The 22,180-nt window shown below is 60.5% G+C and carries 20 protein-coding genes and 1 pseudogene; 15 read left to right on the top strand and 6 right to left on the bottom strand.

From position 1 onward, the window contains the following. Positions 1 to 37: 37 nt before the first annotated feature. Positions 38 to 796 (bottom strand): class I SAM-dependent methyltransferase, encoded by a 759-nt coding sequence (locus tag AD663_RS10725; protein WP_003180631.1) that lies wholly within the window; start codon positions 794 to 796, stop codon positions 38 to 40. Positions 797 to 861: 65 nt separating this feature from the next. Between AD663_RS10725 and gloB the strand changes: the two genes are divergently transcribed. The 8 genes from gloB (at position 862) to fabI (ending at position 11,653) form a co-directional block, all read left to right on the top strand. Continuing rightward, a complete protein-coding gene (gene gloB, locus AD663_RS10720; protein ID WP_053213687.1) occupies positions 862 to 1,629 on the top strand; it encodes a hydroxyacylglutathione hydrolase in 768 nt (255 codons plus the stop codon). Between the two features lie 98 nt (positions 1,630 to 1,727). Then, the gene (locus AD663_RS10715) at positions 1,728 to 3,176 is read left to right on the top strand and encodes a transglycosylase SLT domain-containing protein (protein WP_053213686.1); all 1,449 of its coding nucleotides are present in this window, start codon (positions 1,728 to 1,730) and stop codon (positions 3,174 to 3,176) included. Between the two features lie 266 nt (positions 3,177 to 3,442). Continuing rightward, positions 3,443 to 5,275, top strand: a complete 1,833-nt coding sequence (locus AD663_RS10710; protein ID WP_053213685.1) for an extracellular solute-binding protein — start codon at positions 3,443 to 3,445, stop codon at positions 5,273 to 5,275. Further along, positions 5,272 to 7,128 carry an extracellular solute-binding protein gene (locus AD663_RS10705; RefSeq protein ID WP_003180625.1) on the top strand — a complete coding sequence of 619 codons (1,857 nt, stop codon included), beginning with the start codon at positions 5,272 to 5,274 and terminating at the stop codon, positions 7,126 to 7,128. Before AD663_RS10710 ends, AD663_RS10705 begins: the two co-directional genes overlap by 4 nt. Before the next feature lie 4 nt (positions 7,129 to 7,132). Then, positions 7,133 to 8,206 (top strand): microcin C ABC transporter permease YejB, encoded by a 1,074-nt coding sequence (locus tag AD663_RS10700; RefSeq protein WP_003180624.1) that lies wholly within the window; start codon positions 7,133 to 7,135, stop codon positions 8,204 to 8,206. A gap of 1 nt (position 8,207) precedes the next feature. Next, positions 8,208 to 9,227 carry an ABC transporter permease gene (locus AD663_RS10695; RefSeq protein ID WP_003180622.1) on the top strand — a complete coding sequence of 340 codons (1,020 nt, stop codon included), beginning with the start codon at positions 8,208 to 8,210 and terminating at the stop codon, positions 9,225 to 9,227. A gap of 1 nt (position 9,228) precedes the next feature. Beyond that, positions 9,229 to 10,839 carry an ABC transporter ATP-binding protein gene (locus AD663_RS10690; protein WP_053213684.1) on the top strand — a complete coding sequence of 537 codons (1,611 nt, stop codon included), beginning with the start codon at positions 9,229 to 9,231 and terminating at the stop codon, positions 10,837 to 10,839. Between the two features lie 19 nt (positions 10,840 to 10,858). Beyond that, entirely contained in the window at positions 10,859 to 11,653 is a 795-nt protein-coding gene (gene fabI / locus AD663_RS10685) for an enoyl-ACP reductase FabI (RefSeq protein WP_003180618.1), read from the top strand. Between the two features lie 186 nt (positions 11,654 to 11,839). On the opposite strand, the pseudogene AD663_RS28905 reads toward fabI, so the two are convergent. After that, positions 11,840 to 11,980: pseudogene (locus AD663_RS28905) on the bottom strand (GGDEF domain-containing protein); the annotation flags it as partial. A gap of 32 nt (positions 11,981 to 12,012) precedes the next feature. On the opposite strand from AD663_RS28905, the gene AD663_RS10680 reads away from it, so the two are divergent. Further along, positions 12,013 to 12,837 carry an AraC family transcriptional regulator gene (locus tag AD663_RS10680; protein WP_053213683.1) on the top strand — a complete coding sequence of 275 codons (825 nt, stop codon included), beginning with the start codon at positions 12,013 to 12,015 and terminating at the stop codon, positions 12,835 to 12,837. A gap of 159 nt (positions 12,838 to 12,996) precedes the next feature. Here AD663_RS10680 and AD663_RS10675 read toward each other — a convergent pair whose 3' ends face one another. Further along, entirely contained in the window at positions 12,997 to 13,584 is a 588-nt protein-coding gene (locus AD663_RS10675; protein WP_053213682.1) for a LysE family translocator, read from the bottom strand. A gap of 199 nt (positions 13,585 to 13,783) precedes the next feature. Between AD663_RS10675 and AD663_RS10670 the strand changes: the two genes are divergently transcribed. Further along, positions 13,784 to 15,238 carry a TrkH family potassium uptake protein gene (locus AD663_RS10670; RefSeq protein WP_003180612.1) on the top strand — a complete coding sequence of 485 codons (1,455 nt, stop codon included), beginning with the start codon at positions 13,784 to 13,786 and terminating at the stop codon, positions 15,236 to 15,238. A gap of 77 nt (positions 15,239 to 15,315) precedes the next feature. Here the strand turns inward: AD663_RS10670 and AD663_RS10665 are convergent, their stop codons facing one another. Beyond that, positions 15,316 to 15,810: a hypothetical protein gene (locus AD663_RS10665; RefSeq protein WP_003180609.1), complete on the bottom strand. Its 495-nt coding sequence runs from the start codon at positions 15,808 to 15,810 to the stop codon at positions 15,316 to 15,318. A 144-nt stretch (positions 15,811 to 15,954) separates the two neighbouring features. Here AD663_RS10665 and AD663_RS29505 point away from each other — a divergent pair, with 144 nt between their 5' ends. From AD663_RS29505 to AD663_RS10645, 4 genes are all read left to right on the top strand, one after another. Further along, on the top strand, positions 15,955 to 17,037 hold the full coding sequence (locus AD663_RS29505) for a bifunctional transcriptional activator/DNA repair enzyme AdaA (protein ID WP_053213735.1): 1,083 nt from the start codon (positions 15,955 to 15,957) through the stop codon (positions 17,035 to 17,037). 23 nt (positions 17,038 to 17,060) lie between these two features. Then, the gene (locus AD663_RS10655; protein WP_053213681.1) at positions 17,061 to 17,675 is read left to right on the top strand and encodes a DNA-3-methyladenine glycosylase; all 615 of its coding nucleotides are present in this window, start codon (positions 17,061 to 17,063) and stop codon (positions 17,673 to 17,675) included. 199 nt (positions 17,676 to 17,874) lie between these two features. After that, on the top strand, positions 17,875 to 18,363 hold the full coding sequence (locus AD663_RS10650; RefSeq protein WP_053213680.1) for a GFA family protein: 489 nt from the start codon (positions 17,875 to 17,877) through the stop codon (positions 18,361 to 18,363). Between the two features lie 246 nt (positions 18,364 to 18,609). After that, positions 18,610 to 19,557, top strand: coding sequence for an IS110 family transposase (locus tag AD663_RS10645; protein ID WP_003178485.1), 948 nt, complete (start codon positions 18,610 to 18,612; stop codon positions 19,555 to 19,557). A 106-nt stretch (positions 19,558 to 19,663) separates the two neighbouring features. Here the strand turns inward: AD663_RS10645 and AD663_RS10640 are convergent, their stop codons facing one another. After that, a complete protein-coding gene (locus tag AD663_RS10640) occupies positions 19,664 to 20,269 on the bottom strand; it encodes a tRNA-(ms[2]io[6]A)-hydroxylase (RefSeq protein ID WP_003180602.1) in 606 nt (201 codons plus the stop codon). Positions 20,270 to 20,429: 160 nt separating this feature from the next. On the opposite strand from AD663_RS10640, the gene AD663_RS10635 reads away from it, so the two are divergent. After that, positions 20,430 to 21,293, top strand: a complete 864-nt coding sequence (locus AD663_RS10635) for a universal stress protein (RefSeq protein WP_003180600.1) — start codon at positions 20,430 to 20,432, stop codon at positions 21,291 to 21,293. A 168-nt stretch (positions 21,294 to 21,461) separates the two neighbouring features. Here AD663_RS10635 and AD663_RS10630 read toward each other — a convergent pair whose 3' ends face one another. Continuing rightward, the gene (locus tag AD663_RS10630) at positions 21,462 to 21,932 is read right to left on the bottom strand and encodes a DUF1289 domain-containing protein (protein WP_003180597.1); all 471 of its coding nucleotides are present in this window, start codon (positions 21,930 to 21,932) and stop codon (positions 21,462 to 21,464) included. Positions 21,933 to 22,180 lie beyond the last annotated feature (248 nt).

The following is a 22,180-nucleotide window of genomic DNA, read 5'->3' as shown; positions in this document are numbered from 1 at the left end:
CCCGCCGCCGGATACCGGCAAGACCATCAAAAAGGGGTTACGGCTCGATGTGGCGACGATTGACCTTGGCCATCGGCAAGGGAATCAACTTGCCCATCGGCTCACGTCGTGCCTGGCGCACCGGACGCAGTCCGACCGCGATCTTGCGCGCGACCAGCAGGTAAAAACCGCCCCCGGAAAGTTGCCAGTCACCGGCCTTGCGCTCCCAGCCGGCCAGGCGGGCCTGCCATTTGGGCGACGCAAGCGGCGGACGATAGCACCCGAAGCGGCGTTTCTCCAGCGCGAAGCCCAGCAGGTTGAGCCAGTCGCCCACCCGCGAGGCCGAGATGCAGCGGGCCTGGCGCAAGGCATCGTGGGCAAACACACGCCGCAGCCCCCAACTGCTCCAGGGATTGATGCCAATGATCAACAGGTGCCCGCCAGGGCGCACGCTGCTGGCGGCTTCGCGCAGCAGACCGTGGGGGGACAGGCAGAAATCCAGTCCATGCTGCATGACCACCACGTCGGCGGCATGCTCGCTCAGCGGCCAGGCCTGCTCCTCACAGACAATTTCCACACCGGGCAAGGGCGCCCCCAGGCGCACGTTACGCTGGACCTGTGGCGCCGACGGTGGCGTCTGCGCCGAAGGCCCGTAGTGAACCAGGTAGCCGCCGAAGAACCGGCCCAGCTCGTCTTCGAGCATGCGTCGTTCTTCGTCCAGCAAAAATTGCCCGACAGGGCCGGACAGCCATTCACGAGCGGCGCTGATCAACGCCAGCCAGTCAGGATCAGCCTGAGCGAACGCTTCATCGGTCATTGCATTCTCCAACGCGCCAGGAAGTTCTAAGATGCGCCTTTGTTTTCCGCTTGGCGAATTCCGCGATGATACAGATCACTGCCCTGCCCGCGTTCACCGATAACTACATCTGGTTGTTACAGGACCACTCTACCCAACGCTGCGCCGTAGTCGACCCGGGCGATGCCGTGCCGGTGCAAGCCTGGCTCGATGCCCATCCCGGCTGGGTCCTCAGCGATATATTGATCACCCACCATCATCATGATCACGTTGGCGGCGTCCAGGTGTTGAAAGACGCGACAGGCGCCACCGTCTATGGTCCGGCCAGCGAAAACATCCCGGCGCGGGACATGGCCCTCAATGACAACGACAGGATCAGCGTGCTGGGCTGGGATTTCGATGTCTACACCGTGCCCGGCCATACGTTAGGGCACATCGCCTACTACCACGGGGGCCTGCTCTTCTGTGGCGACACCCTGTTCGCCGCCGGTTGCGGCCGGCTCTTCGAAGGCACGCCGGAGCAAATGCACCATTCCCTCAGCCGCCTTGCCGCCCTGCCTGAAGATACGCTGGTCTACTGCACCCATGAATATACCCTCAGCAATCTGAAATTCGCTGCCGCGGTGGAGCCGAACAACCCGGACATCGCCGCCCGCCTGGAAAAAGTCAGCCGCCAACGCAACGAAGGCGTCATGACCCTGCCGTCGACCCTGGCCCTGGAAAAAATGACCAACCCGTTTCTGCGTACCGCTGAAACATCCGTTAAACAAAAAGCAGACGAACGGAACGGCCAGCGAAACCAGACGCCGAGTGAGGTTTTTGCGGCCTTGAGAGCTTGGAAAGATAAGTTCTAAGGCAGCTATCGATTGATCAAAAATTCTGAAAGGTTGACCTGTTGGGGTGCGCTTTCTAGAATCGGCCGACATTTTTGCCCGGAACTTACTTCCAGCCAATGTCGTCATCTATACGCAGGTCCGTCCAGTCAGACACATTGACCCGCTTGGCTCAAGCCATCGCGGTGGCTGTGTCCGCCACTTTGGCGGGCTGCCAGAGCACGAGCCAGCTGCCGCAGACCGACGCGGCGCACACCCCGAATATCGCCGCTCGCGCCAAACAGAAGCCGGTATGGCTCACCGAGAAACCCAGCCCCCAAGTGCCCCAGGACATCTGGGAACGCATGCGCCAGGGCTTCCAACTGCAGGAAACGGCCGGCGTCAACCCGCGTATCGAGCAACAGCGCCTGTGGTTCGCCAGCAACCCCTCCTTCCTGGAAAACGCCGGTGAGCGCGGCAGCCTGTACATCCATTACATCGTCGAACGCCTTGAAGAACGCAACATGCCGCTGGAACTGGCGCTGTTGCCGGTGATCGAGAGCGCCTACAACCCCATGGCCTATTCCCGGGCCAACGCGGTGGGGCTGTGGCAATTCATCCCGTCCACGGGGCGTTACTTCAACCTGCGCCAGACCCGCTTCTATGACGGGCGACGCGACATCACCGCCTCCACCACGGCCGCCATGGACTACCTGACGCGCCTGCATGACATGTTCAACGGCGACTGGTTGCTGGCGCTGGCGGCCTACAACGCCGGTGAGGGCACGGTCAGCCGCGCCATCGAGCGCAACGAGAAGCTTGGCCTGCCCACCGATTACTGGAACCTGCCGCTGCCCAGCGAGACCCAGGCCTATGTGCCGAAGTTGCTGGCGCTGTCCCAGGTGGTGCTCGCGCCCGACGCCTATGGCGTGAACCTCAACCCGATCGCCAACGAACCCTATTTCCAGGTCGTCGAGATCAACCAGCGCATGGACCTGTCCAAGGTCGCGGCGGTGGCCAATATCGACGAAGACGAGCTGTTCCAACTCAATCCGGCCTTCAAGCAGCGCACCACCATCGACGGCCCCCAGCACTTGCTGGTGCCTACGTCCAAGGCCCAACTGCTCACCGCCAGCCTGTCGACGATGCGTCCGGAAGAATTGATCAGCCCGCGCTCGCTCCAGCCGGTCTTCGAAACCGCCGATGACAGCGAAGTGGAAGGCGCCCGGCGCACCTACCGCGTCAAGCGCGGCGAAAACCTGGCACAGATCGCCAAGGCCAACAATGTCCAGACCAAAGACCTGCAACGCTGGAACAAACTCAGCGGCAACAAGCTCAAGGTCGGCCAGACCCTGGTCATGCAGGACGCCAAGGCCAGCAAGGCCACCGGCAAGCGCATCAGCACCGTGGTAGCCGCCAACAGCAAGGACCAGAAGAAGCAGACCCAGTACAAGGTCAAACAGGGTGACTCGTTGTACGTTGTAGCCAAGCGCTTCAACGTCGAGATGCAGCACCTCAAGCGCTGGAACCCGCGCATGGGCAACGCGCTCAAGCCTGGGCAGATGCTGACGGTCTACTCGCCTCACTGAGGAGTTCATGTGGCGAGGGAGCTTGCTCCCGCTGGGCTGCGAAGCAGCCCCAAAAGCAGCCACTCAATCCGTCTGTCACACCGAGGGGCCAAATCGGGGTCGCTTCGCAACCCAGCGGGAGCAAGCTCCCTCGCCACAAAAGCGCTCTGCCTGACAGGTATCCGCTAAACCGCCAGCCCTCCTCCTAAGCCCCGCCTTTTTCCTGCCGATACAAGCTGTTACTGTACGGGCCATAATGCCCAAGCCGCCTGGATCGAATCTCAGACTTGATACGTCCCCTCTTCCTCTTCCTGATCAGCCTGGCCTTGAGCTCTCCCGCCAGCGCAGCCATCAGCGAAAGCCATGGCTACGCGCAGTTCGGCACGCTCAAGTATCCGGCCAGATTCACCCACTTCGACTGGGTCAATCCGCAAGCGCCCAAGGGCGGCATCTTGCGGGTCATGGCGTTTGGCACCTTCGATACGCTCAACCCGTACACCTTCAAGGGCAGCAGCCCGATTTCCACAGCGAATTTCCTGCAATACGGCATCAACGAGCTGAACGAGCCGCTGATGGTCGGCACTGGGCAGTACGCACCGTCCGGCGATGAGCCGACGTCCAGCTACGGCCTGATCGCCCAATCGGTGGAATACAGCGAAGATCGCAGCTGGGTGGTGTTCAACCTGCGCCCCGAGGCGCGGTTTCATGACGGCGTGCCGATTACTGCCTATGACGTGGCGTTCTCCTATAGAACCCTGCTCAAGGATGGTCACCCGCAATACCGCACCAACCTGCAGGAAGTGCTGCGGGTCGATATCCTCAACCCGCTGAAAATCCGCTTTGTCTTCAAGCGCGCGGGCAATCCGCTACTGATCCTGCGCCTGGGCGAGTTGCCGGTGTTGCCCCAGCACTACTGGAAAGACCGCGACTTCAAGGCCACCACCTTCGAACCGCCCCTGGGAAGCGGGCCTTACCGCATCACTAAAGTGCAGCCAGGGCGCCAACTGGTCTTCGAACGCGTCCAGGATTACTGGGGCAAAGACCTGCCGGTCAATCGTGGCAAATACAACTTCGACCGCATGGACGTGGAATTCTATCGCGACAGTGACGTGGCCTTCGAAGCCTTCAAGGCCGGTGAGTTCGACATCTACATCGAACACCAGGCCAAGAACTGGGCCAACGGCTATGAATTCCCGGCGGTCACACGCGGCGACGTAATCAAGGCGCAAATCCCCCACCAGATCCCGACCCAGACCCAGGGCCTGTTCATGAATACCCGGCGCGGCACCTTCGCCGAGGTCAAGGTGCGTGAGGCCTTGGGGATGATGTTCGATTTCGAGTGGACCAACCGCACGCTGTTCAGCGGTGCCTACAAGCGCACCCTCAGTTACTACCCCAACAGTGAATTCTCCGCCACCGGCCTGCCGGTGGGCCACGAATGGTTGCTGCTCAAACCTTACCGGGAACAACTGCCGCCCAAACTGCTCACCGAACCTTTCAGCCTGCCCAAGACCGACGGTCGCGGCATTCCTCGGGAAACCCTGCGCAAAGCCTTGGCATTATTGAAAGAAGCCGGATGGACCCTCAACGGCCAGCGATTGGTGAACGCCGACAGCCAGCCGCTGAGTTTCGAAATCCTGTTGGTGAACCCCAACCTTGAGCGCATCCTTCAGCCTTATGTCGAAAACCTCGCCAGCATTGGCGTCCAGGCCCGGCTGCGCACCGTGGATCGCGCCCAATACAAGCAACGCCTGGACCAGTTCGACTTCGACATGATCCTGCTGACCTTGAACCAGACCCTCAGCCCCGGTCTTGAGCAGTGGCAGTACTTCCACTCCAGCCAGGTCGGGGTCAAGGGCAGCAAGAACTACTCGGGCATCGCCAACCCGGTGGTCGATCATCTGCTGGAGAAACTCCTGGCCGCCCAGACCCGCGATGAACAGGTTGCCGCCGGCAAAGCCCTGGACCGCGTACTGCTCTGGCAGCATTACTGCATTCCCAACTGGTATCTCAATTATCATCGCCTGGCGTACCGCAACCGGTTTGCCTTTGTCACCACGCCGCCCTACACCTTGGGTTTGAGCGCATGGTGGCTGAAATCTTCGGAGAAAGATCAATGAAGCCTTTTCGCGCCCTGCTCCTGCACGCCAGCAGCCTGCTATTCGCCGGGCTGGCCTGCGCTGCGCCGCAGCACGCCTTGACCTTGTACAGCGAGCCACCCAAGTACCCGGCCGACTTCAAGCATTTCGACTACGTAAACCCCGACGCCCCCAAGGGCGGCGTCTTCCGCCAGGGCGGTTTCGGTGGCTTCGACAGCCTCAACCCGTTCATCAGCAAAGGTGTACCGGCCGATGACATCGGTCTGATCTACGACACCCTGGCCAGGCAAGGCCTCGACGAACCCTTTACCGAATACGGGCTGGTTGCGGAAAAAATCGAAAAAGCCCCGGACAATGCCTGGGTACGTTTCTACTTGCGCCCCGAAGCCCGCTTCAACGACGGCCACCCCATGCGGGCCGAGGACGTGGTCTTCAGCTTCCAAACCCTGACCAGGGACGGCGCTCCGATGTTTCGCGGTTATTACAACGACGTCGCCGAAGTCATCGCTGAAGACCCGCTCAAGGTACTGTTCAAGTTCAAGCACACCAACAATCGCGAATTGCCGCTGATCCTCGGCCAACTGCCGGTATTGCCAAAACATTGGTGGGCCAATCGCGACTTCAACAAAGGCAACCTGGAGATCCCACTCGGCAGCGGTCCCTACAAGGTCGCTGAGGTGAAAGCCGGGCGTTCGATCCGCTATGAACGCGTGAAGGATTACTGGGGCAAAGACCTGCCGGTCAACCGCGGCTTCTACAATTTCGATGTATTGACCACCGACTATTACCGCGACAACACGGTGGCGGTCGAAGCGCTGAAGGCCGGGCAGTTCGACTTCTGGCTGGAAATGACCGCCAAGAACTGGGCCAACGCCTACAACATCCCGGCGGTGACCGAAGGCCGATTGATCAAGGAACAGATCCCCAACGGCAACCCCACCGGCATGCAGGGCTTCGTCTATAACCTGCGCCGCCCAGTCTTCCAGGACGTACGGGTGCGCCAGGCCTTGAGCCTGCTGCTGGATTTCGAGTGGACCAACAAACAACTGTTCAACGGTGCCTACGCGCGCACCCGCAGCTATTTCGAGAATTCGGAAATGGCTGCCACTGGCCTGCCCGGCGAGGACGAGCTGAAAATTCTCGAGCCCCTGCGCGGCAAGATTCCCGAGCAGGTCTTCACCGACGCTTTCCAACCTTCGGTGTGTGATGGCAGCGGCATGATCCGCGACCAGCAGCGCAAGGCGTATCAATTGCTGCAAGAAGCCGGTTGGCGCATCGTCGACGACAAAATGGTCGATGCCCAAGGCAAGCCAGTTGTACTGGAATTCCTGTTGGCCCAGACCGAGTTCGAGCGGGTCTTACTGCCATTCAAGCGCAACCTCAGCGACCTGGGCATTGACCTGGTGATCCGCCGCGTGGATGTGTCCCAGTACATCAATCGCGTGCGCTCGCGGGATTTCGACCTGGTGGTGGGCAGCTTTCCGCAATCCAGTTCGCCGGGCAACGAACAGCGCGAGTTCTGGATGTCGGCCGCCGCCGACAAGCCTGGCAGCCGCAATACCATGGGCTTGAAAGACCCGGCCGTAGACCAGTTGGTGGAGCAATTGATCAATGCCGACTCACGCAAGAGTCTGGTGGCCCATGCCCGCGCGCTGGACAGGGTGCTGCAATGGGGTTACTACGTGATTCCCAACTGGCACATCAAGACCTGGCGCGTAGCCTACTGGAACCACATCGGCCATCCGAAGATCACGCCCACCTATGACATTGGCACCACCACCTGGTGGGTCAAGCCGGACACCAAGCCCGCTGCGGAAGTAGAAAAACAAGTGATGGAACAACAGATCAACGCCACACCTGAGAGCGTGGAGTAACCCGATGCTGGCTTATATCTTTAGGCGGCTGCTACTGATCATCCCGACCCTGTTCGGCATCCTGTTGATCAACTTCGTCATCATCCAGGCCGCGCCCGGCGGGCCTGTGGAACAGATGATCGCCAAGCTCGAAGGTTTCGAAGGCGCCACCAGCCGCATTGCCGGTGGTGGTGCCGAGGTGTCGGTGGCCGGTTCCTCCTATCGCGGTGCCCAAGGCCTGGACCCGGCGCTGGTCAAGGAAATCGAGCGCATGTACGGCTTCGACAAGTCGGCGCCCGAACGCCTGTGGATCATGATCAAGAACTACGCCCGCCTGGACTTCGGCGACAGTTTTTTCCGCGACGCCAAGGTCATCGACCTGATCAAGGAAAAGATGCCGGTGTCCATCTCCCTCGGGCTGTGGAGCACGTTGATCATGTACCTGGTGTCGATCCCGCTGGGCATCGCCAAGGCCACGCGGCACGGCAGCCATTTCGACGTGTGGACCAGCTCGGCGATCATTGTCGGCTACGCCATCCCGTCGTTCCTGTTCGCGATCCTGCTGATCGTGGTTTTTGCCGGCGGCAGCTATTTCGACTGGTTCCCGCTGCGTGGGCTGACCTCGAACAACTTCGAAGAACTGACCCTGGGGGGCAAGATTCTCGATTACTTCTGGCACCTGGCCTTGCCCGTGACGGCCTTGGTGATCGGCAACTTCGCCACCATGACCCTGCTGACCAAGAACAGCTTCCTCGACGAAATCAACAAGCAATACGTGGTCACAGCCAAGGCCAAGGGCCTGACCCGCCATCGGGTGCTCTACGGCCACGTATTTCGCAACGCGATGTTGCTGGTGATCGCCGGCTTCCCTTCGGCGTTCATCGGGATCTTTTTCACCGGTTCTCTGTTGGTGGAAGTGATCTTTTCCCTTGACGGCCTCGGGCTGATGAGTTTCGAAGCAGCCATCAACCGCGACTACCCGGTGGTGTTTGGCACCCTGTTCATCTTCACCCTGTTGGGGTTGGTGGTGAAACTGATCGGCGACCTGACCTACACCTTCGTCGATCCACGCATCGACTTTGAAAGCCGGGAGCATTGAGATGAACCTGTCTCCTCTCAATCGCCGGCGCTTCGAACTGTTCAAGGCCAACAAGCGCGGCTGGTGGTCGCTGTGGCTGTTTCTGATCCTGTTCGGGCTGAGCCTGGGCGCCGAGTTGATCGCCAACGACAAGCCACTGGTGGTGCATTACGACGATGGCTGGTATTTCCCGGCCCTCAAGCGCTACCCGGAAACCACGTTCGGCGGCGAATTCCCGCTGGAAGCCAACTACAAGAGCCCGTACATCCGCGAACTGCTGGCCGCCAAGGACGCCTGGGTGCTGTGGGCGCCAATCCCCTTCAGCTACCAGAGCATCAACTACGACCTGAAAGTCCCGGCCCCGGCACCGCCCTCCGCCATGAATTGGCTGGGCACTGACGACCAGGGCCGTGATGTCCTGGCGCGGGTGATTTATGGTTTCCGCATCTCGGTGCTGTTCGCCCTGACGCTGACAGTGCTCAGCTCGATCGTCGGGGTGATCGCCGGCGCCTTGCAGGGGTTCTATGGTGGTTGGGTAGACTTGGCCGGGCAGCGTTTCCTGGAAATCTGGTCCGGGCTGCCGGTGCTGTACCTGCTGATCATCCTGGCCAGCTTCGTACAACCCAACTTCTGGTGGCTGCTGGGCATCATGTTGCTGTTCTCGTGGATGAGCCTGGTGGACGTGGTCCGCGCCGAGTTCCTGCGCGGACGCAACCTGGAATATGTGCGCGCCGCGCGAGCACTGGGCATGCAGAATGGCGCGATCATGTTCCGCCACATCCTGCCGAATGCCATGGTTTCGACCATGACCTTCATGCCGTTCATCCTCACTGGCGCCATCGGCACCCTCACCGCCCTGGATTTCCTTGGCTTCGGCTTGCCTGCCGGCTCGCCATCCCTGGGCGAGCTGGTGGCCCAAGGCAAATCCAACCTCCAAGCGCCCTGGCTGGGCATGAGTGCGTTCGCCGTGCTGGCCCTGATGCTGAGCCTGCTGGTGTTCATCGGCGAGTCCGCTCGCGATGCCTTCGATCCGAGGAAGTGAAATGAACCAGGACAATCTGATCGAAGTACGCGACCTGGCGGTGGAGTTCATTGTCGGCGAACGGCGCCAGCGGGTGATCGAAGGCGTCAGTTTCGACATCAAGCGCGGCGAAACCCTGGCCCTTGTAGGTGAAAGTGGTTCGGGCAAATCGGTCACCGCCCACTCGATCCTGCGGTTGCTGCCCTACCCCCTGGCTCATCACCCCACCGGGACCATCCAGTACGCCGGGCAGGATTTGCTGGGGCTGAAGGAAAAAACCATCCGCCATATCCGCGGCAATCGGATCGCGATGATTTTCCAGGAGCCGATGACCTCTCTGAATCCGCTTCACTCCATTGAAAAACAGATCAATGAAGTGCTCGGCATCCACAAGGGCCTCACCGGCAAGGTCGCGACGCGCCGGACCCTTGAGTTGCTGGAGCTGGTTGGCATCCCCGAGCCCCACAAGCGCCTCAAGGCCCTGCCCCACGAACTGTCCGGTGGCCAGCGCCAGCGGGTGATGATCGCCATGGCCCTTGCCAACGAGCCGGAACTGCTGATCGCCGACGAACCGACCACGGCGCTGGACGTCACCGTCCAGCTGAAGATCCTCGAATTACTCAAGCAATTGCAGGCGCGATTGGGCATGTCGCTGCTGCTGATCAGCCACGATTTGAACCTGGTGCGAAGAATTGCGCATCGCGTATGTGTCATGCAGCGTGGTTGCATCGTCGAACAGGCATCGTGCGAAGAGTTGTTCCGCGCCCCCCAGCATCCGTACACTCGGGAACTGCTTGGCGCCGAGCCCAGCGGTAAGCCGGCGACGAACGTTGTCGGCCCGCCACTGTTGCAGGTCGAGGACCTGAAAGTCTGGTTCCCGATCAAGAAAGGCCTGTTCAAGCGCACGGTAGATTACATCAAGGCCGTGGACGGCATCCGCTTCAGCCTGCCCCAGGGCCAGACCCTGGGCATCGTTGGCGAAAGCGGTTCCGGCAAGTCCACCCTGGGGTTGGCGATCCTGCGATTGATCGGCAGCCAGGGCGGGATCCGCTTCGAAGGCAAGCAGTTGGACAGCCTGACACAGCAACAAGTCAGGCCGCTGCGCCGGGAGATGCAAGTGGTGTTTCAGGACCCGTTCGGCAGCCTGAGTCCGCGGATGTGCGTCGGCCAGATCGTCGGCGAAGGCTTGCGGATCCACAAGATCGGCACCGACGCCGAACAGGAACAAGCGATAATCGCGGCATTGAAGGAGGTAGGCCTGGATCCGGAAACCCGGAACCGCTACCCCCATGAATTTTCCGGAGGGCAGCGGCAGCGTATCGCCATTGCCCGGGCCCTGGTGCTCAAGCCGGCGTTGATTCTGCTGGACGAACCAACGTCGGCCCTGGACCGTACCGTGCAACGCCAAGTGGTGGAGCTGTTGCGGTCGCTGCAAACCAAGTACAACCTGACGTACCTGTTTATCAGCCATGACCTGGCTGTCGTCAAAGCGCTGAGCCACCAGTTGATGGTGGTCAAGCATGGCCAAGTGGTCGAACAAGGTGATGCCCGCAGCATATTCGCCGCGCCGCAACACCCCTATACACAGCAGTTGCTGGAGGCCGCCTTCCTGGCCCCAACAGCTGCCGAATAACCTGAAAGAGGAGCAACACATGGGTTTTCTCGCCGGTAAGCGCGTACTGATCGTCGGTGTCGCCAGCAAGCTGTCCATCGCATCCGGCATCGCTGCCGCCATGCATCGCGAGGGCGCTGAGCTTGCCTTCACTTATCAGAACGACAAACTCAAGGGTCGTGTCGAAGAGTTCGCACAAGGCTGGGGTTCGAACCCTGAGCTGTGCTTCCCGTGCGACGTGGCCAGCGATGAAGAAATCGCCAAGGTCTTCGAAGCCCTGAGCAAGAAGTGGGACGGCCTGGACTGCATCGTGCACTCCGTGGGCTTCGCCCCGGGCGACCAACTGGACGGCGACTTCACCGAAGCCACCACCCGTGAAGGCTTCCGCATTGCCCACGACATCAGCGCCTACAGCTTCGTGGCCCTGGCCAAGGCCGGTCGCGAAATGATGAAAGGCCGCAACGGCAGCCTGCTGACCCTATCGTACCTGGGCGCCGAGCGCACCATGCCGAACTACAACGTGATGGGCATGGCCAAGGCTTCCCTGGAAGCTGGCGTGCGTTACCTGGCCGGCTCCCTGGGCCCGGACGGCACCCGCGTCAACTGCGTATCGGCCGGCCCGATCCGCACCCTCGCGGCTTCCGGCATCAAGAACTTCCGCAAAATGCTGGCCGCCAACGAAGCGCAAACCCCGCTGCGTCGCAACGTCACCATCGAAGAAGTCGGCAACGCCGGCGCCTTCCTGTGCTCGGACCTGGCCTCCGGCATCAGCGGTGAAATCATGTACGTGGACGGCGGCTTCAACACCACCGCCATGGGTAGCCTCGAAGAGTAATCTTCACGCTGCAGCAAAAACGCCGCTTGCCCTGAAAAGGCCAAGCGGCTTTTTTATGCCCACCACAAATCCCCTGTGGGAGCGAGCCTGCTCGCGAATGCGGTGGGTCCGTTTGCAGTGATGCCGGATGTGCCGCCGTCATCGCGAGCAGGCTCGCTCCCACATTGGATCGGCGGTTGGCTTGAGTTATCTGCGAAGCGCCTGCTTCTGCGCATACATGGCCGCATCCGCTTCGAGCAACAGGCTGTCGATCGACGGATGCCGCAGCAAGTCGTATTCAATCTGGCCGACGCCGAAGCGAATGTCATAGCCGCGTTGCAGTACACTCAGGCACATCCAACCCCACAGGACACGGACTGATGAAGCCTGCCAACCACGACGACGCCCCACGCTTCTGGCGCGACGCGGCCCTGCCCTTCATCGAGGCCCGGGCCATCGCCGATGGCCGCAAGGTCTGTTATTCGCGACACTCCCACGACCATTTTTCCATTGGGGCGATCACCGCTGGACGCAGCACCTACCTTCACGAGCAATCGAACTTTCAGGTAGAGAGCGGTACGGTGGTGCTGATGAACCCTGGCGATGTCCACGCGTGCAATCCGATCGACGATCAGCCGTGGTCGTACGTGATGCTGTACGTGGATACCGTCTGGCTGAGGGACTTGCAGCGTCGTACAGGTTTTGATGAGAGCTTGGATTTCCAGGGCTTTGCCACTACCCACAGCCGCGACGCCGACCTGTTTGCCGCCTTGCAGGGGCTGTATGCGCAACTGCTGGATGAGCGGATAGGCAGCGCTGGCAAGCATGCCGCTGCCGAGGCGTTCTTCATTGACCTGCAACAACGCCTCAACCCCGCCGGCCGGCCGGATCGCGGCAGCCATCCGGGCCTGATGCGGGCAGCGCAGTTCATTCATGACCATTGCACTGAGGCATTGAAGCTCGAAGACATTTGCAGCGCCGCCCAACTCTCGCCGTCTTACCTGAGCCGCGCCTTCAAGCGCCATTACGGCATGACGCCTCATGCGTTCCTGGTCAACCGCCGGATCCAGTTCGCCCGCCGTCAATTGCGCGAAGGCAAGCTGATCGCCGATGTGGCGCTGGACAGCGGGTTTGCCGACCAGGCGCATTTCCAACGGGCCTTCAAGCAGCACCTGGCGGCTACGCCGGGCCAGTATCGTGGTTGATACCGCCCCACTGCACACCCCCTGTGGCGAGGGAGCTTGCGCCCGCTCGACTGCGTAGCAGTCGTCAGAATCTGGGGCTACTTCGTCGCCCAGCGGGAGCAAGCTCCCTCGCCACAACAGCATCCTTTCCCCAAAGCCCGGGTTACAAGCACTTCTGGCTCAAGGCAACAACAGATAAACCGCGCTGGCCACCAACAGCACCGCCATCGCCCGGTTGAACAGGCGCATGGTCGCCGGATTGCCCAGCCAGGTGCGCAAAAAGCTGCCAGCGTAGGCCCAGCAACCCACCGAAACGTAGCAGATCACCAGGTAAACCGCCGCAAACTGCCACATCAGCCGCGCCTCGCCATCGGCCACGAATGCACCCATCCCCGCCACGCAGGCCAGCCAGGCCTTGGGGTTCAGCCATTGCATCAGCGCGCCGTAGAACATCGAGGGCGCTCGATCCTCGTCCTTGGTGCCGAGATGCCCGTTGTCCATTGCCAGTTTCCAGGCCATGAACAACAGGAACCCCACGCCCCCCAACTGCACCACCCGCGTGAGGCCCGGCCAGCGCTGCAACACTTCATGCAACCCAAGCCCCATGAGTACCAGCAGCAGGACAAACCCCAGGGTCGCGCCGGCCACGTGGTGCAACGTGGCACGAAACCCATACCGAGCCCCGGAGCTGAGGGCCACGATGTTGACCGGCCCCGGCGTGATGGAAGCGACCAGGGCAAACGCCGCCATGGAAAGAATCAGACTCATCGCAATACCTTTTTAATGTCCGTTGAGGTAGCGATCAGGATGAATGGCTCACCATCGCGGGTATTGAACAAAACTGCCCAATGAGCGGCGCCACCCTCCACCGCTTGAAACAGAACTGTCCCAGCGTCTTTTAGGTAAACTTTCCACGGCACTCGCCCGACGAATTCTATCCGGGGGCTCATTCAATCAGGCGCGCACTATGTCTTTTGCGGTATTACGGCTCATCGGTTTCATTCTGGGCATTTTTCTCATTACCCTGGCCGCCAGCATGGCGATCCCGATCCTGACGCTGTTCTTGTATGAGCGAAACGATGACCTGTCGGCATTTTTATGGTCGAGCCTGATTACCTTTGTTTGCGGCGTCGCGCTGATCGCCCGTGGTCGTCCGGAACATGCGCAACTACGCCCGAGGGACATGTATGTACTGACCACTGGCAGCTGGCTCGTAGTCTGCACCTTCGCCGCCCTGCCGATGGTGCTTATCCAGCACATCAGCTACACCGACGCTTTTTTCGAGACGATGTCGGGTATTACCACCACCGGTTCGACTGTCCTGACCGGCCTCGACACAGCCTCCCCCGGCCTGTTGGTGTGGCGCTCGATGTTGCATTGGCTCGGCGGTATCGGCTTCATCGGCATGGCCGTGGCGATCTTGCCACTGCTGCGGGTCGGCGGCATGCGGCTGTTCCAGACCGAATCGTCGGACTGGTCGGAAAAGGTCACCCCACGTTCCCATGTCGCGGCTAACTACATTCTTTGGATCTACACCGGGCTGACGGCCCTCGCGACCCTCGCTTTGTGGCTGGCCGGCATGACGCCCTTCGAAGCGATCAATCATGCAATGTCGCTGATTTCCACCGGAGGCTTTTCCACCTCGGACGCCTCCCTGGGACACTGGCCCCAGCCAGCGATTCATTGGGTTTCGGTCGTTGTCATGATGGCCGGTTCGCTGCCATTCACCTTGTATGTCGCCACCTTGCGCGGCAACCGGCGCGCGCTGTTCAAAGACCAACAAGTCAGGGGTTTTATCGGCTTCCTGGTCATTACCTGGCTACTGGTCGGGACCTGGCTGAGCCTGAACAGCGATTACACATGGTGGGATGCGTTCCGTATCGTGGCTGTCAACGTGACTTCAGTGGTCACGACCACCGGCGTTGCGCTGGGTGACTACACCCTGTGGGGCAGCTTCGCCTTGCTGCTGTTTTTTTACCTGACGTTTGTCGGCGGGTGTTCGGGATCGACGGCAGGCGGGCTGAAAATCTTTCGCTTCCAGGTGGCCGGCGCGCTGCTGATGGGCAGTTTGAAACAACTGATCCATCCCCGGGCGGTGATCCGGAAAAAGTACAACAATCATCCCATCGATGAAGAAATCGTCCGCTCCCTACTGACGTTTTCGTTCTTCTTCACCATCACCATCGGCGGTATCGCCCTGGGGCTGGCTTTGATCGGCCTGGACTGGACAACCGCCTTGACCGGCGCGGCCACCGCCGTGTGCAACGTTGGGCCAGGATTGGGAACAATCATCGGGCCGGCCGGCAATTTCTCGACATTGCCGGATGCGGCGAAATGGCTACTGACCATTGGCATGCTCCTGGGCCGCTTGGAGATCCTGACCGTGCTGGTATTGTTCACGCCGGTGTTCTGGAAGTACTGAACGCTCAGGTAATGGGTGACAGGAAGACGAAAAAAAACCGCGACGCCTGTCCATGGCGCCGCGGTTTTTTATGATGATCAGCGGTCGTTCTTGATCGAGGAGCTGGTCGCGTTGGTCAGGCCCTTGGTGTTGTGGGTACCTGGCGTGGCGGTGGAAATGGCCGAAGCCTTGGTCAAGCCGCGGGTGTCCCGGTCCTTGGCGATGCTCGAAGTCAGCGAGGCCTTGCTGGTCCGGTCGGTGCGGGTGGTGCCGGTGTGCTTGCCGCTCAGGCCATGATCGCGGGTACGGGTGCCGGCGTGGTCGCTGGCCAAGCCCTTGCCCAGGCCGCTGGAATCGGCGGATTTGCCATTGCCCTGGCCGCCGCCCACACCGCCACCGTGGCCGCCACTATTGCCGCCTCCGTTTCCGCCACCATTGCCTCCGCCGTTACCGCCACCGCCACCACCACCATTTCCGCCGCCTGCGGCATAGCTCGCACCGATGGGGGACAGATCGGCAGGCAGCAAGGCCGAGGCGCCGAGCATCAGGGTGCAAACGGCAACGGCAATCAGGGATTTCTTGGATTTGGACATGATGTCTCCGAAAGACAAAAACAGCGATTGAACCTTTAAGACTCGAAGGTTCAATTTTTGTTCGGAATCGTCCGACAAAATGCCTGTAATTCGCTGTCGATTTTCCGGTGGAGTCATTGCGGGCACGGTTCTATGCTCAACGCCATGAACCTACAAGACTCGCTGCTCCCACCCCATGCCGAGATGGTCCGCGCCATGCTCGAACGAGACACCGCCTACGAGGGGGTGTTCTTCACTGCGGTCAAGACCACAGGCATCTTCTGTCGCCCCAGTTGCACGGCGCGCAAGCCGAAACCGGAGAACGTGGAATTCTTCGCCCATGCCGATGACGCGTTGTCCGCCGGCTACCGGGCCTGCTTGCGCTGCAAGCCGCTGGATGCCGCCGCCATCGCCCCGGACTGGATCCAGGCACTGCTCAGGGCCGTGGACGCCGAACCCGACCTGCGTTGGACCGACGCCCTGCTGCTGGAGCAAGGCATCGAACCGCTGAAACTGCGCCGATGGTTCAAGCAGCACTTCGGCATGACATTCCATGCGTACCTGCGCACCCGCCGCCTGGGAATTGCCCTCGGCGGTATCAAGGACGGCAGCACCATCGACGACGCGGCGTTCGATTCGGGTTATGAGTCGTTGAGCGGCTTTCGGGATGCCTTCGTGAAGTCTTTCCACATCACGCCAGGGCGCGCCGCCCTCAGCGAACCCTTGCTGTTCACGCGCCTGACCACGCCTTTGGGACCGATGCTGGCGATGGCCGAACGACGCGGCCTGGTGTTGCTGGAGTTTCTCGACCGCCCGGCATTAACGAAAGAACTGGAGGAACTGCAGCAGCGCTACGGCTACACGGTCGCGCCGGGGCATAACGCCCATCTACAGCGGATCGAAAGCGAACTGGCCGACTATTTCGCCGGCAAACTCACAGCCTTCAGCGTTCCGCTGCACATGCCCGGCAGCGCCTTCGCCGTCCGGGTCTGGGCTGAACTGCAAAAGATCCCCTACGGCGAAACCCGCAGCTACGGCAGCATCGCCACCGCGCTTGGCAGCCCTGGCGCCAGCCGCGCCGTGGGCCTGGCCAACGGACAGAACCGCCTGGCCATCATCATTCCTTGCCATCGAGTGATTGGTGCGGATGGCTCATTGACGGGTTATGGTGGCGGGCAGCCGCGCAAGGCTTTCCTGTTGCGGCTGGAAAAAGCCGCGGTGCAGGTTTCCCTGCCGCTGGCATTTTGATCGGCCCGCGAAGTGACCACCCGATGCCTGCGCCCTACCACGAAGCGAGCACGTTCCTGGCAAGCCTGGATGACGATTGGCAACGCCATGTCGAGACGATCGGTCCTTGCCTGTTGCAACCCAAGCCGTCCCGGGAACCTTATGAGGCGTTGGTGCGGGCCATCGCTTATCAGCAACTACATGCCAGGGCCGGCGATGCGATTCTTGGCCGGCTGCTGGCCCTGTACCCGGCACTGACGTTTCCCCGGCCCGAACAGCTGCTGGCGACAGACATTGCGCAGATGCGCGGTTGCGGTTTTTCCGCCAGCAAGATCACGACCCTTCACGGCATTGCCCAGGCAGCCCTGGACGGCTTGGTGCCCGATTACGCCACAGCGCTGGTCATGGACGATGAAGCCTTGATCGAGCGTCTGACCGCTTTGCGCGGTGTCGGGCGCTGGACCGTGGAAATGCTGCTGATCTATAGCCTGGAGCGGCCGGACATCCTGCCGGCGGATGACTTTGGCGTGCGCGAAGGCTATCGGCGGCTCAAGGGGTTGGAGCAGCAGCCCAGCCGCAAGCAGATGATCGAGATCGGCCTGGCCTGGAGTCCTTATCGGACGGTGGCGGCGTGGTACTTGTGGCGAGTGCCTAAGTGATGTTGCCTGTACTGACGCCTTCGCGGGCAAGCCCGCTCCCACACTGACCGCAAGCGGGCAGAAAATTGGCGAACGACATAAATCCCCTGTGGGAGCGGGCTTGCTCGCGAAAGCGATCGCAGGGACACCCTCAACTCAACGGAACAACATTGACCGTCTAGGCTGTCCAGAGTCATTCCAACCTTGATTGGAGGTTCTCATGCAGCTCGAAGGATCCTGCCACTGCGGCGCGGTGTCATTCAGCCTGGCTTGCGCCCATCCCTACCCTTACCAGCGTTGCTACTGCTCGATCTGCCGCAAGACCCAGGGCGCAGGCGGCTTTGCGATCAACCTGGGAGGCGAGGCCCAAAGCCTGAAGGTGCGCGGGCGCAAGCACATCTCGATCTACCATGCGCGGCTCAAGGATGAAGATGAAAAACGTGCCCACCGCAGCAGCGCCGAACGGCACTTCTGTTCCCTTTGCGGCTCGGGATTGTGGCTGTTCAGCCCCGAATGGCCGGAGCTGATCCACCCTTTTGCCTCGGCCATCGACACACCGCTGCCGGTACCGCCGGAGCACACTCACCTGATGCTCGGCTCCAAGGCACCCTGGGTGGAAGTCGAGGCGCATCCGCGCGACCAGCAGTTCGAGGTCTACCCCGAGGAGTCGATTGCCCAGTGGCACGAGCGCCTGGGGCTGGTCACTTAGAGATGCAATGCTGCATAAGGCCCCATCGCGAGCAAGCTCGCTTGTATGGTAGGACTTGAAGGGAGGAGGAGGGACAAAGCTCGATTCTGACTGTTAGCCGCAGTACAGACCGTGGGAGATTTCACCCCTCCTCCTTTCACCCAAGCGCCGATAAAGAATGCATCTGGCCTAGACCGACGATAGGAACAAGCCTGCGCCTCTGGGTGAACCCTTCAAGTGTTCAAACCTTAGCCCGGAGGATTTTCAATGGCAATGCCGGTTTCTGTCGTAAAGCCGATCGTGGGTGTTGATGTCGCCAAGGATGAGTTGGTGATTTATCACGCAGAAACAGATCGACTCGAAGCGATCCCCAACACCAAAGCTGCGATCAAGAAGTGGCTCAAGGCGTTGCCCGCGCCAGTGGATGTCGCCATCGAAGCCACCAATATCTATCACCAGGAATTCGCCGACCTGGCTTATGCGCAAGGTTGTGTGATCTACATGATCGGCGGCTACGAGCTCAGCCATTACCGCAAAGGTGTGAAAGTTCGCGCTAAAACCGATGCGCTGGATGCTCGGTTGTTGGCTCGTTACTTGAACAACGAAGGCCACCAGTTGCACCCATGGACCCCGCCATCGCCCCTGTATTGCCGGCTTATAAGCCTTTTCCGGCGCCGAGCAGCCTTGGTTCAGGCGCGTGTCAGCCTCAAGCAAAGTTGGTCCAACGAACCGTTGCTCAAAACGGCGTTTGAGCACCAGATAAAGGCCATGCAACGACTGGAAATCTTGCTCGAGAAAACAATCCAGACGCAGTTGGAAGCAGCTGGCTTGAGCGCTCAGCTCAAGCGTTGCATGAAAGTCGAAGGTATCGGCCTATTGAGCGGTGCCCGTTTGCTCACGTCGTTTCAGCGTGGGGATTTCAGAAATGCCGATGCCTTCATCGCTTTTCTGGGCCTAGACCTGCGTATATCGGATTCAGGGAAAAAGAAGGGACGCCGCTGCTTGTCTAAGCGAGGTGACCCAGAGGCACGTCGATTGATGCATAACGCCGCGATGTCGGCGAGGCGCACAGCGGCATGGAAGGGTTTTTATGAGGCACTGAGGGCCCGGGGACTCAGCACAACCGAAGCATTAGTTGCACTGGCCCGCAAGCTTGCTCGAGTGGTATTCGCCCTGCTGAAGAACCAGAGCGAATACTTACCGAAAGGCATTTAAGGGGTAGCCCCGCACCATAGAATCTCCCACATCGGACTTGGGAAGTTCACAAATCCCCTGTGGGAGCGAGCCTGCTCGCGATGGCGTCAGTGCAGCCAACGCAGATTTAGAGCGCTGGCACACCACTGTGGAACCGAAACTCCACGTCCGGCGATTCGATCAACTCCCGCTCCGCCTCGCGCACCCTGTCGATTACCTGGGCGATGTCCTTCGCGTCGCCGTACTGGTAGGCCAGCTTCAGGTACCCCTGGAAATGCCGGGCCTCGCTTTTCAGCAGGCCGAAATAGAACTTGCCCAACTCTTCGTCCAGATGCGGCACCAATGCCTCGAAACGCTCGCAGCTGCGGGCTTCGATGAAAGCGCCGACTACCAGCGTGTCTACCAGTTTGACCGGCTCGTGACTACGCACCACCTTGCGCAGCCCCGAGGCATAACGCCCCGCGGAGAGCTGGCGCAAGCCGATCTTGCGTTTTTTCATCAGGCGCATGACCTGTTCGTGATGCACCAGCTCTTCCCGGGCCAGGCGCGACATCAAATTGATCAAGTCGACGTGGGAATGGTATTTGGCGATCAGGCTCAGGGCCGTACTGGCGGCCTTGAACTCGCAGTTCTTGTGATCGATCAGCAGGGTTTCCTGATCGGCCAGCGCGGCTTGGACCCAGCCATCGGGCGTACGGCAGCCAAGGAATTCATGAATTTCGGGAAGGATCATGGGGCTCACGGAAAAAAGGTAGTCGAGCGAAGGCCGCCGATTATACCGGCCTGCCCCCGGACCACCAGCCACGGTCGTTGATATGCATCAAGTCGACGGCTCACCCACAGCAACTATAGTTGAGCAACGCTACGCCTTTTCTTTGCTGGAGACGCCGATCATGCAATCCATCCGCAGCATACTGGTGGTCATCAACCCCGAACATTCGGAAAGCCTGGCGCTCAAGCGCGCCAAACTGATCGCCGGAGTGACCCAGGCCCACCTGCACCTGCTGGTGTGCGACAAAAAGCATGACCATGCGGGTCTGCTCAGTGTATTGAAGGCCGCGCTGCTGGCGGACGGCTACAGCGTAACCACCGAGCAGGCCTGGAACGAAAGCCTCTACGAAACCATCATCGACGTACAGCAGGCCGAAGGCTGCGGCCTGGTGATCAAGCAGCACTTCCCCGACAGCCCGCTGAAAAAAGCCCTGTTGACCCCGGCGGACTGGAAACTGCTACGCCATTGCCCGACGCCGGTACTGCTGGTGAAAACCACCGGTTCTTGGAAGGACCGGGTGATTCTGGCCGCTGTCGATGTCGGCAATGCCGACGGCGAGCATCGCCACCTGCACACTACGATCATCGATCATGGCTACGACATCGCCCTCCTCGCCAAGGCGCACCTGCACGTGATCAGCGCCCATCCCTCGCCGATGCTTTCGTCCGCCGACCCGACGTTCCAGCTCAAGGAAACCATCGAGGCCCGCTATCGTGAACAATGCCGGGCGTTCCAGGCGGAATTCGACATTGACGACGAGCACCTGCACATCGAGGAAGGCCCGGCGGACGTCCTGATTCCATACATGGCGCGCAAGCTCCAGGCGGCGGTCACCGTGATCGGCACTGTGGCGCGCTCGGGATTGTCGGGGGTGCTGATCGGCAATACCGCTGAAGCGGTGCTCGATACGCTGGAAAGCGACGTGCTGGTACTCAAGCCGCAGGAAGTCGAGGACCATCTGGTGGAGTTGGCGGTCAAGGAATAAACAGTATTCGCTTCTTGTGGCGAGGGAGCTTGCTCCCGCTCGACTGCGCAGCAGGCGCCTGGCAATTCACCAATTGAAGGCGGGGTCGCTTCGCAACCCAGCGGGAGCAAGCTCCCTCGCCACAAAAGCTCCCCAGCACAAAAGCTCCTTTGCACACATGGCCGGCCATCAGCCGCCGATCGCATCCTTCAGGAACCCCGGCGCGATGTAGCGCTGGTAATGGGCTTCGGACAGAAGGAAAAACTCTCGATCAATGGCATCGCGCAGGTCCGGCAGTTCCCAGTCGCGAAACTCCGGCAACAGCACCATCCCGTAGGCTTCCAGGTTGTTGATCACCCGCGCGCCCCGGGCGATCAACTGGTAGGCCCAGCAGTATTCCGACTGGTGCGGTACAAAGCGGATCTTGCGCGCTTCCAGTTGCTGACGTAGCACAACGGGGTCGAAAACCTCCAACTTGGCCACCATCACCTGCACCAGCAATTGTTCCAGCCGCATCCACACCGCGCGCTTTTCCTCTTCGTTGTAGCCGTTCCAGTGAATCACTTCATGGTGGAACCGCTTGCAGCCACGGCACACCAAGTCACCGTAGACAGTGGAGCAAAGGCCGACGCAAGGGGTCTTGATGAGCTGGTTGGGCATAAGGAAAAACACACGCAAAAACAGGACAGGCCGGCATGTTAGCCCTTTGTCTAAGATTGATCACCCCTCAAACTTCGGAGCCGAACTTACCTTTAATTTTTTTTTGCCGTAGAATCAGCCAGCCTTTTAAGGCGCCAATGTCCGTTAGAAGCTGTTTTCAAAGCGTCACGAGCACAGTCGTTCCTTCAGAGCGGTGTTGGCGGAGGGTCTTTCCAGCGGGGAAAGCCCAACGCCAACCCTCATCAGCT

The organism is Pseudomonas sp. Q12-87, from assembly GCF_001269755.1.
Classification (GTDB): domain Bacteria; phylum Pseudomonadota; class Gammaproteobacteria; order Pseudomonadales; family Pseudomonadaceae; genus Aquipseudomonas; species Aquipseudomonas fluorescens_S.
Note: the sequence above shows the minus strand (reverse complement) of the source record. Positions and strands in the feature narration are given on the sequence as shown.

What these genes read in the sequence shown, in the direction of transcription:
- AD663_RS10655 (WP_053213681.1), top strand. Translation starts at nt 17,061, where the DNA reads ATGCCTGCGCCCTACCACGAAGCGAGCACGTTCCTGGCAAGCCTGGAT.
- gloB (WP_053213687.1), top strand. Translation starts at nt 862, where the DNA reads ATGATACAGATCACTGCCCTGCCCGCGTTCACCGATAACTACATCTGG.
- AD663_RS10650 (WP_053213680.1), top strand. Translation starts at nt 17,875, where the DNA reads ATGCAGCTCGAAGGATCCTGCCACTGCGGCGCGGTGTCATTCAGCCTG.
- AD663_RS10695 (WP_003180622.1), top strand. Translation starts at nt 8,208, where the DNA reads ATGAACCTGTCTCCTCTCAATCGCCGGCGCTTCGAACTGTTCAAGGCC.
- AD663_RS10630 (WP_003180597.1), bottom strand. Translation starts at nt 21,932, where the DNA reads ATGCCCAACCAGCTCATCAAGACCCCTTGCGTCGGCCTTTGCTCCACT.
- AD663_RS10725 (WP_003180631.1), bottom strand. Translation starts at nt 796, where the DNA reads ATGACCGATGAAGCGTTCGCTCAGGCTGATCCTGACTGGCTGGCGTTG.
- AD663_RS10675 (WP_053213682.1), bottom strand. Translation starts at nt 13,584, where the DNA reads ATGAGTCTGATTCTTTCCATGGCGGCGTTTGCCCTGGTCGCTTCCATC.
- AD663_RS10645 (WP_003178485.1), top strand. Translation starts at nt 18,610, where the DNA reads ATGGCAATGCCGGTTTCTGTCGTAAAGCCGATCGTGGGTGTTGATGTC.
- AD663_RS10715 (WP_053213686.1), top strand. Translation starts at nt 1,728, where the DNA reads ATGTCGTCATCTATACGCAGGTCCGTCCAGTCAGACACATTGACCCGC.
- AD663_RS10640 (WP_003180602.1), bottom strand. Translation starts at nt 20,269, where the DNA reads ATGATCCTTCCCGAAATTCATGAATTCCTTGGCTGCCGTACGCCCGAT.
- AD663_RS10690 (WP_053213684.1), top strand. Translation starts at nt 9,229, where the DNA reads ATGAACCAGGACAATCTGATCGAAGTACGCGACCTGGCGGTGGAGTTC.
- fabI (WP_003180618.1), top strand. Translation starts at nt 10,859, where the DNA reads ATGGGTTTTCTCGCCGGTAAGCGCGTACTGATCGTCGGTGTCGCCAGC.
- AD663_RS10665 (WP_003180609.1), bottom strand. Translation starts at nt 15,810, where the DNA reads ATGTCCAAATCCAAGAAATCCCTGATTGCCGTTGCCGTTTGCACCCTG.
- AD663_RS10670 (WP_003180612.1), top strand. Translation starts at nt 13,784, where the DNA reads ATGTCTTTTGCGGTATTACGGCTCATCGGTTTCATTCTGGGCATTTTT.
- AD663_RS10705 (WP_003180625.1), top strand. Translation starts at nt 5,272, where the DNA reads ATGAAGCCTTTTCGCGCCCTGCTCCTGCACGCCAGCAGCCTGCTATTC.
- AD663_RS29505 (WP_053213735.1), top strand. Translation starts at nt 15,955, where the DNA reads ATGAACCTACAAGACTCGCTGCTCCCACCCCATGCCGAGATGGTCCGC.
- AD663_RS10700 (WP_003180624.1), top strand. Translation starts at nt 7,133, where the DNA reads ATGCTGGCTTATATCTTTAGGCGGCTGCTACTGATCATCCCGACCCTG.
- AD663_RS10635 (WP_003180600.1), top strand. Translation starts at nt 20,430, where the DNA reads ATGCAATCCATCCGCAGCATACTGGTGGTCATCAACCCCGAACATTCG.
- AD663_RS10680 (WP_053213683.1), top strand. Translation starts at nt 12,013, where the DNA reads ATGAAGCCTGCCAACCACGACGACGCCCCACGCTTCTGGCGCGACGCG.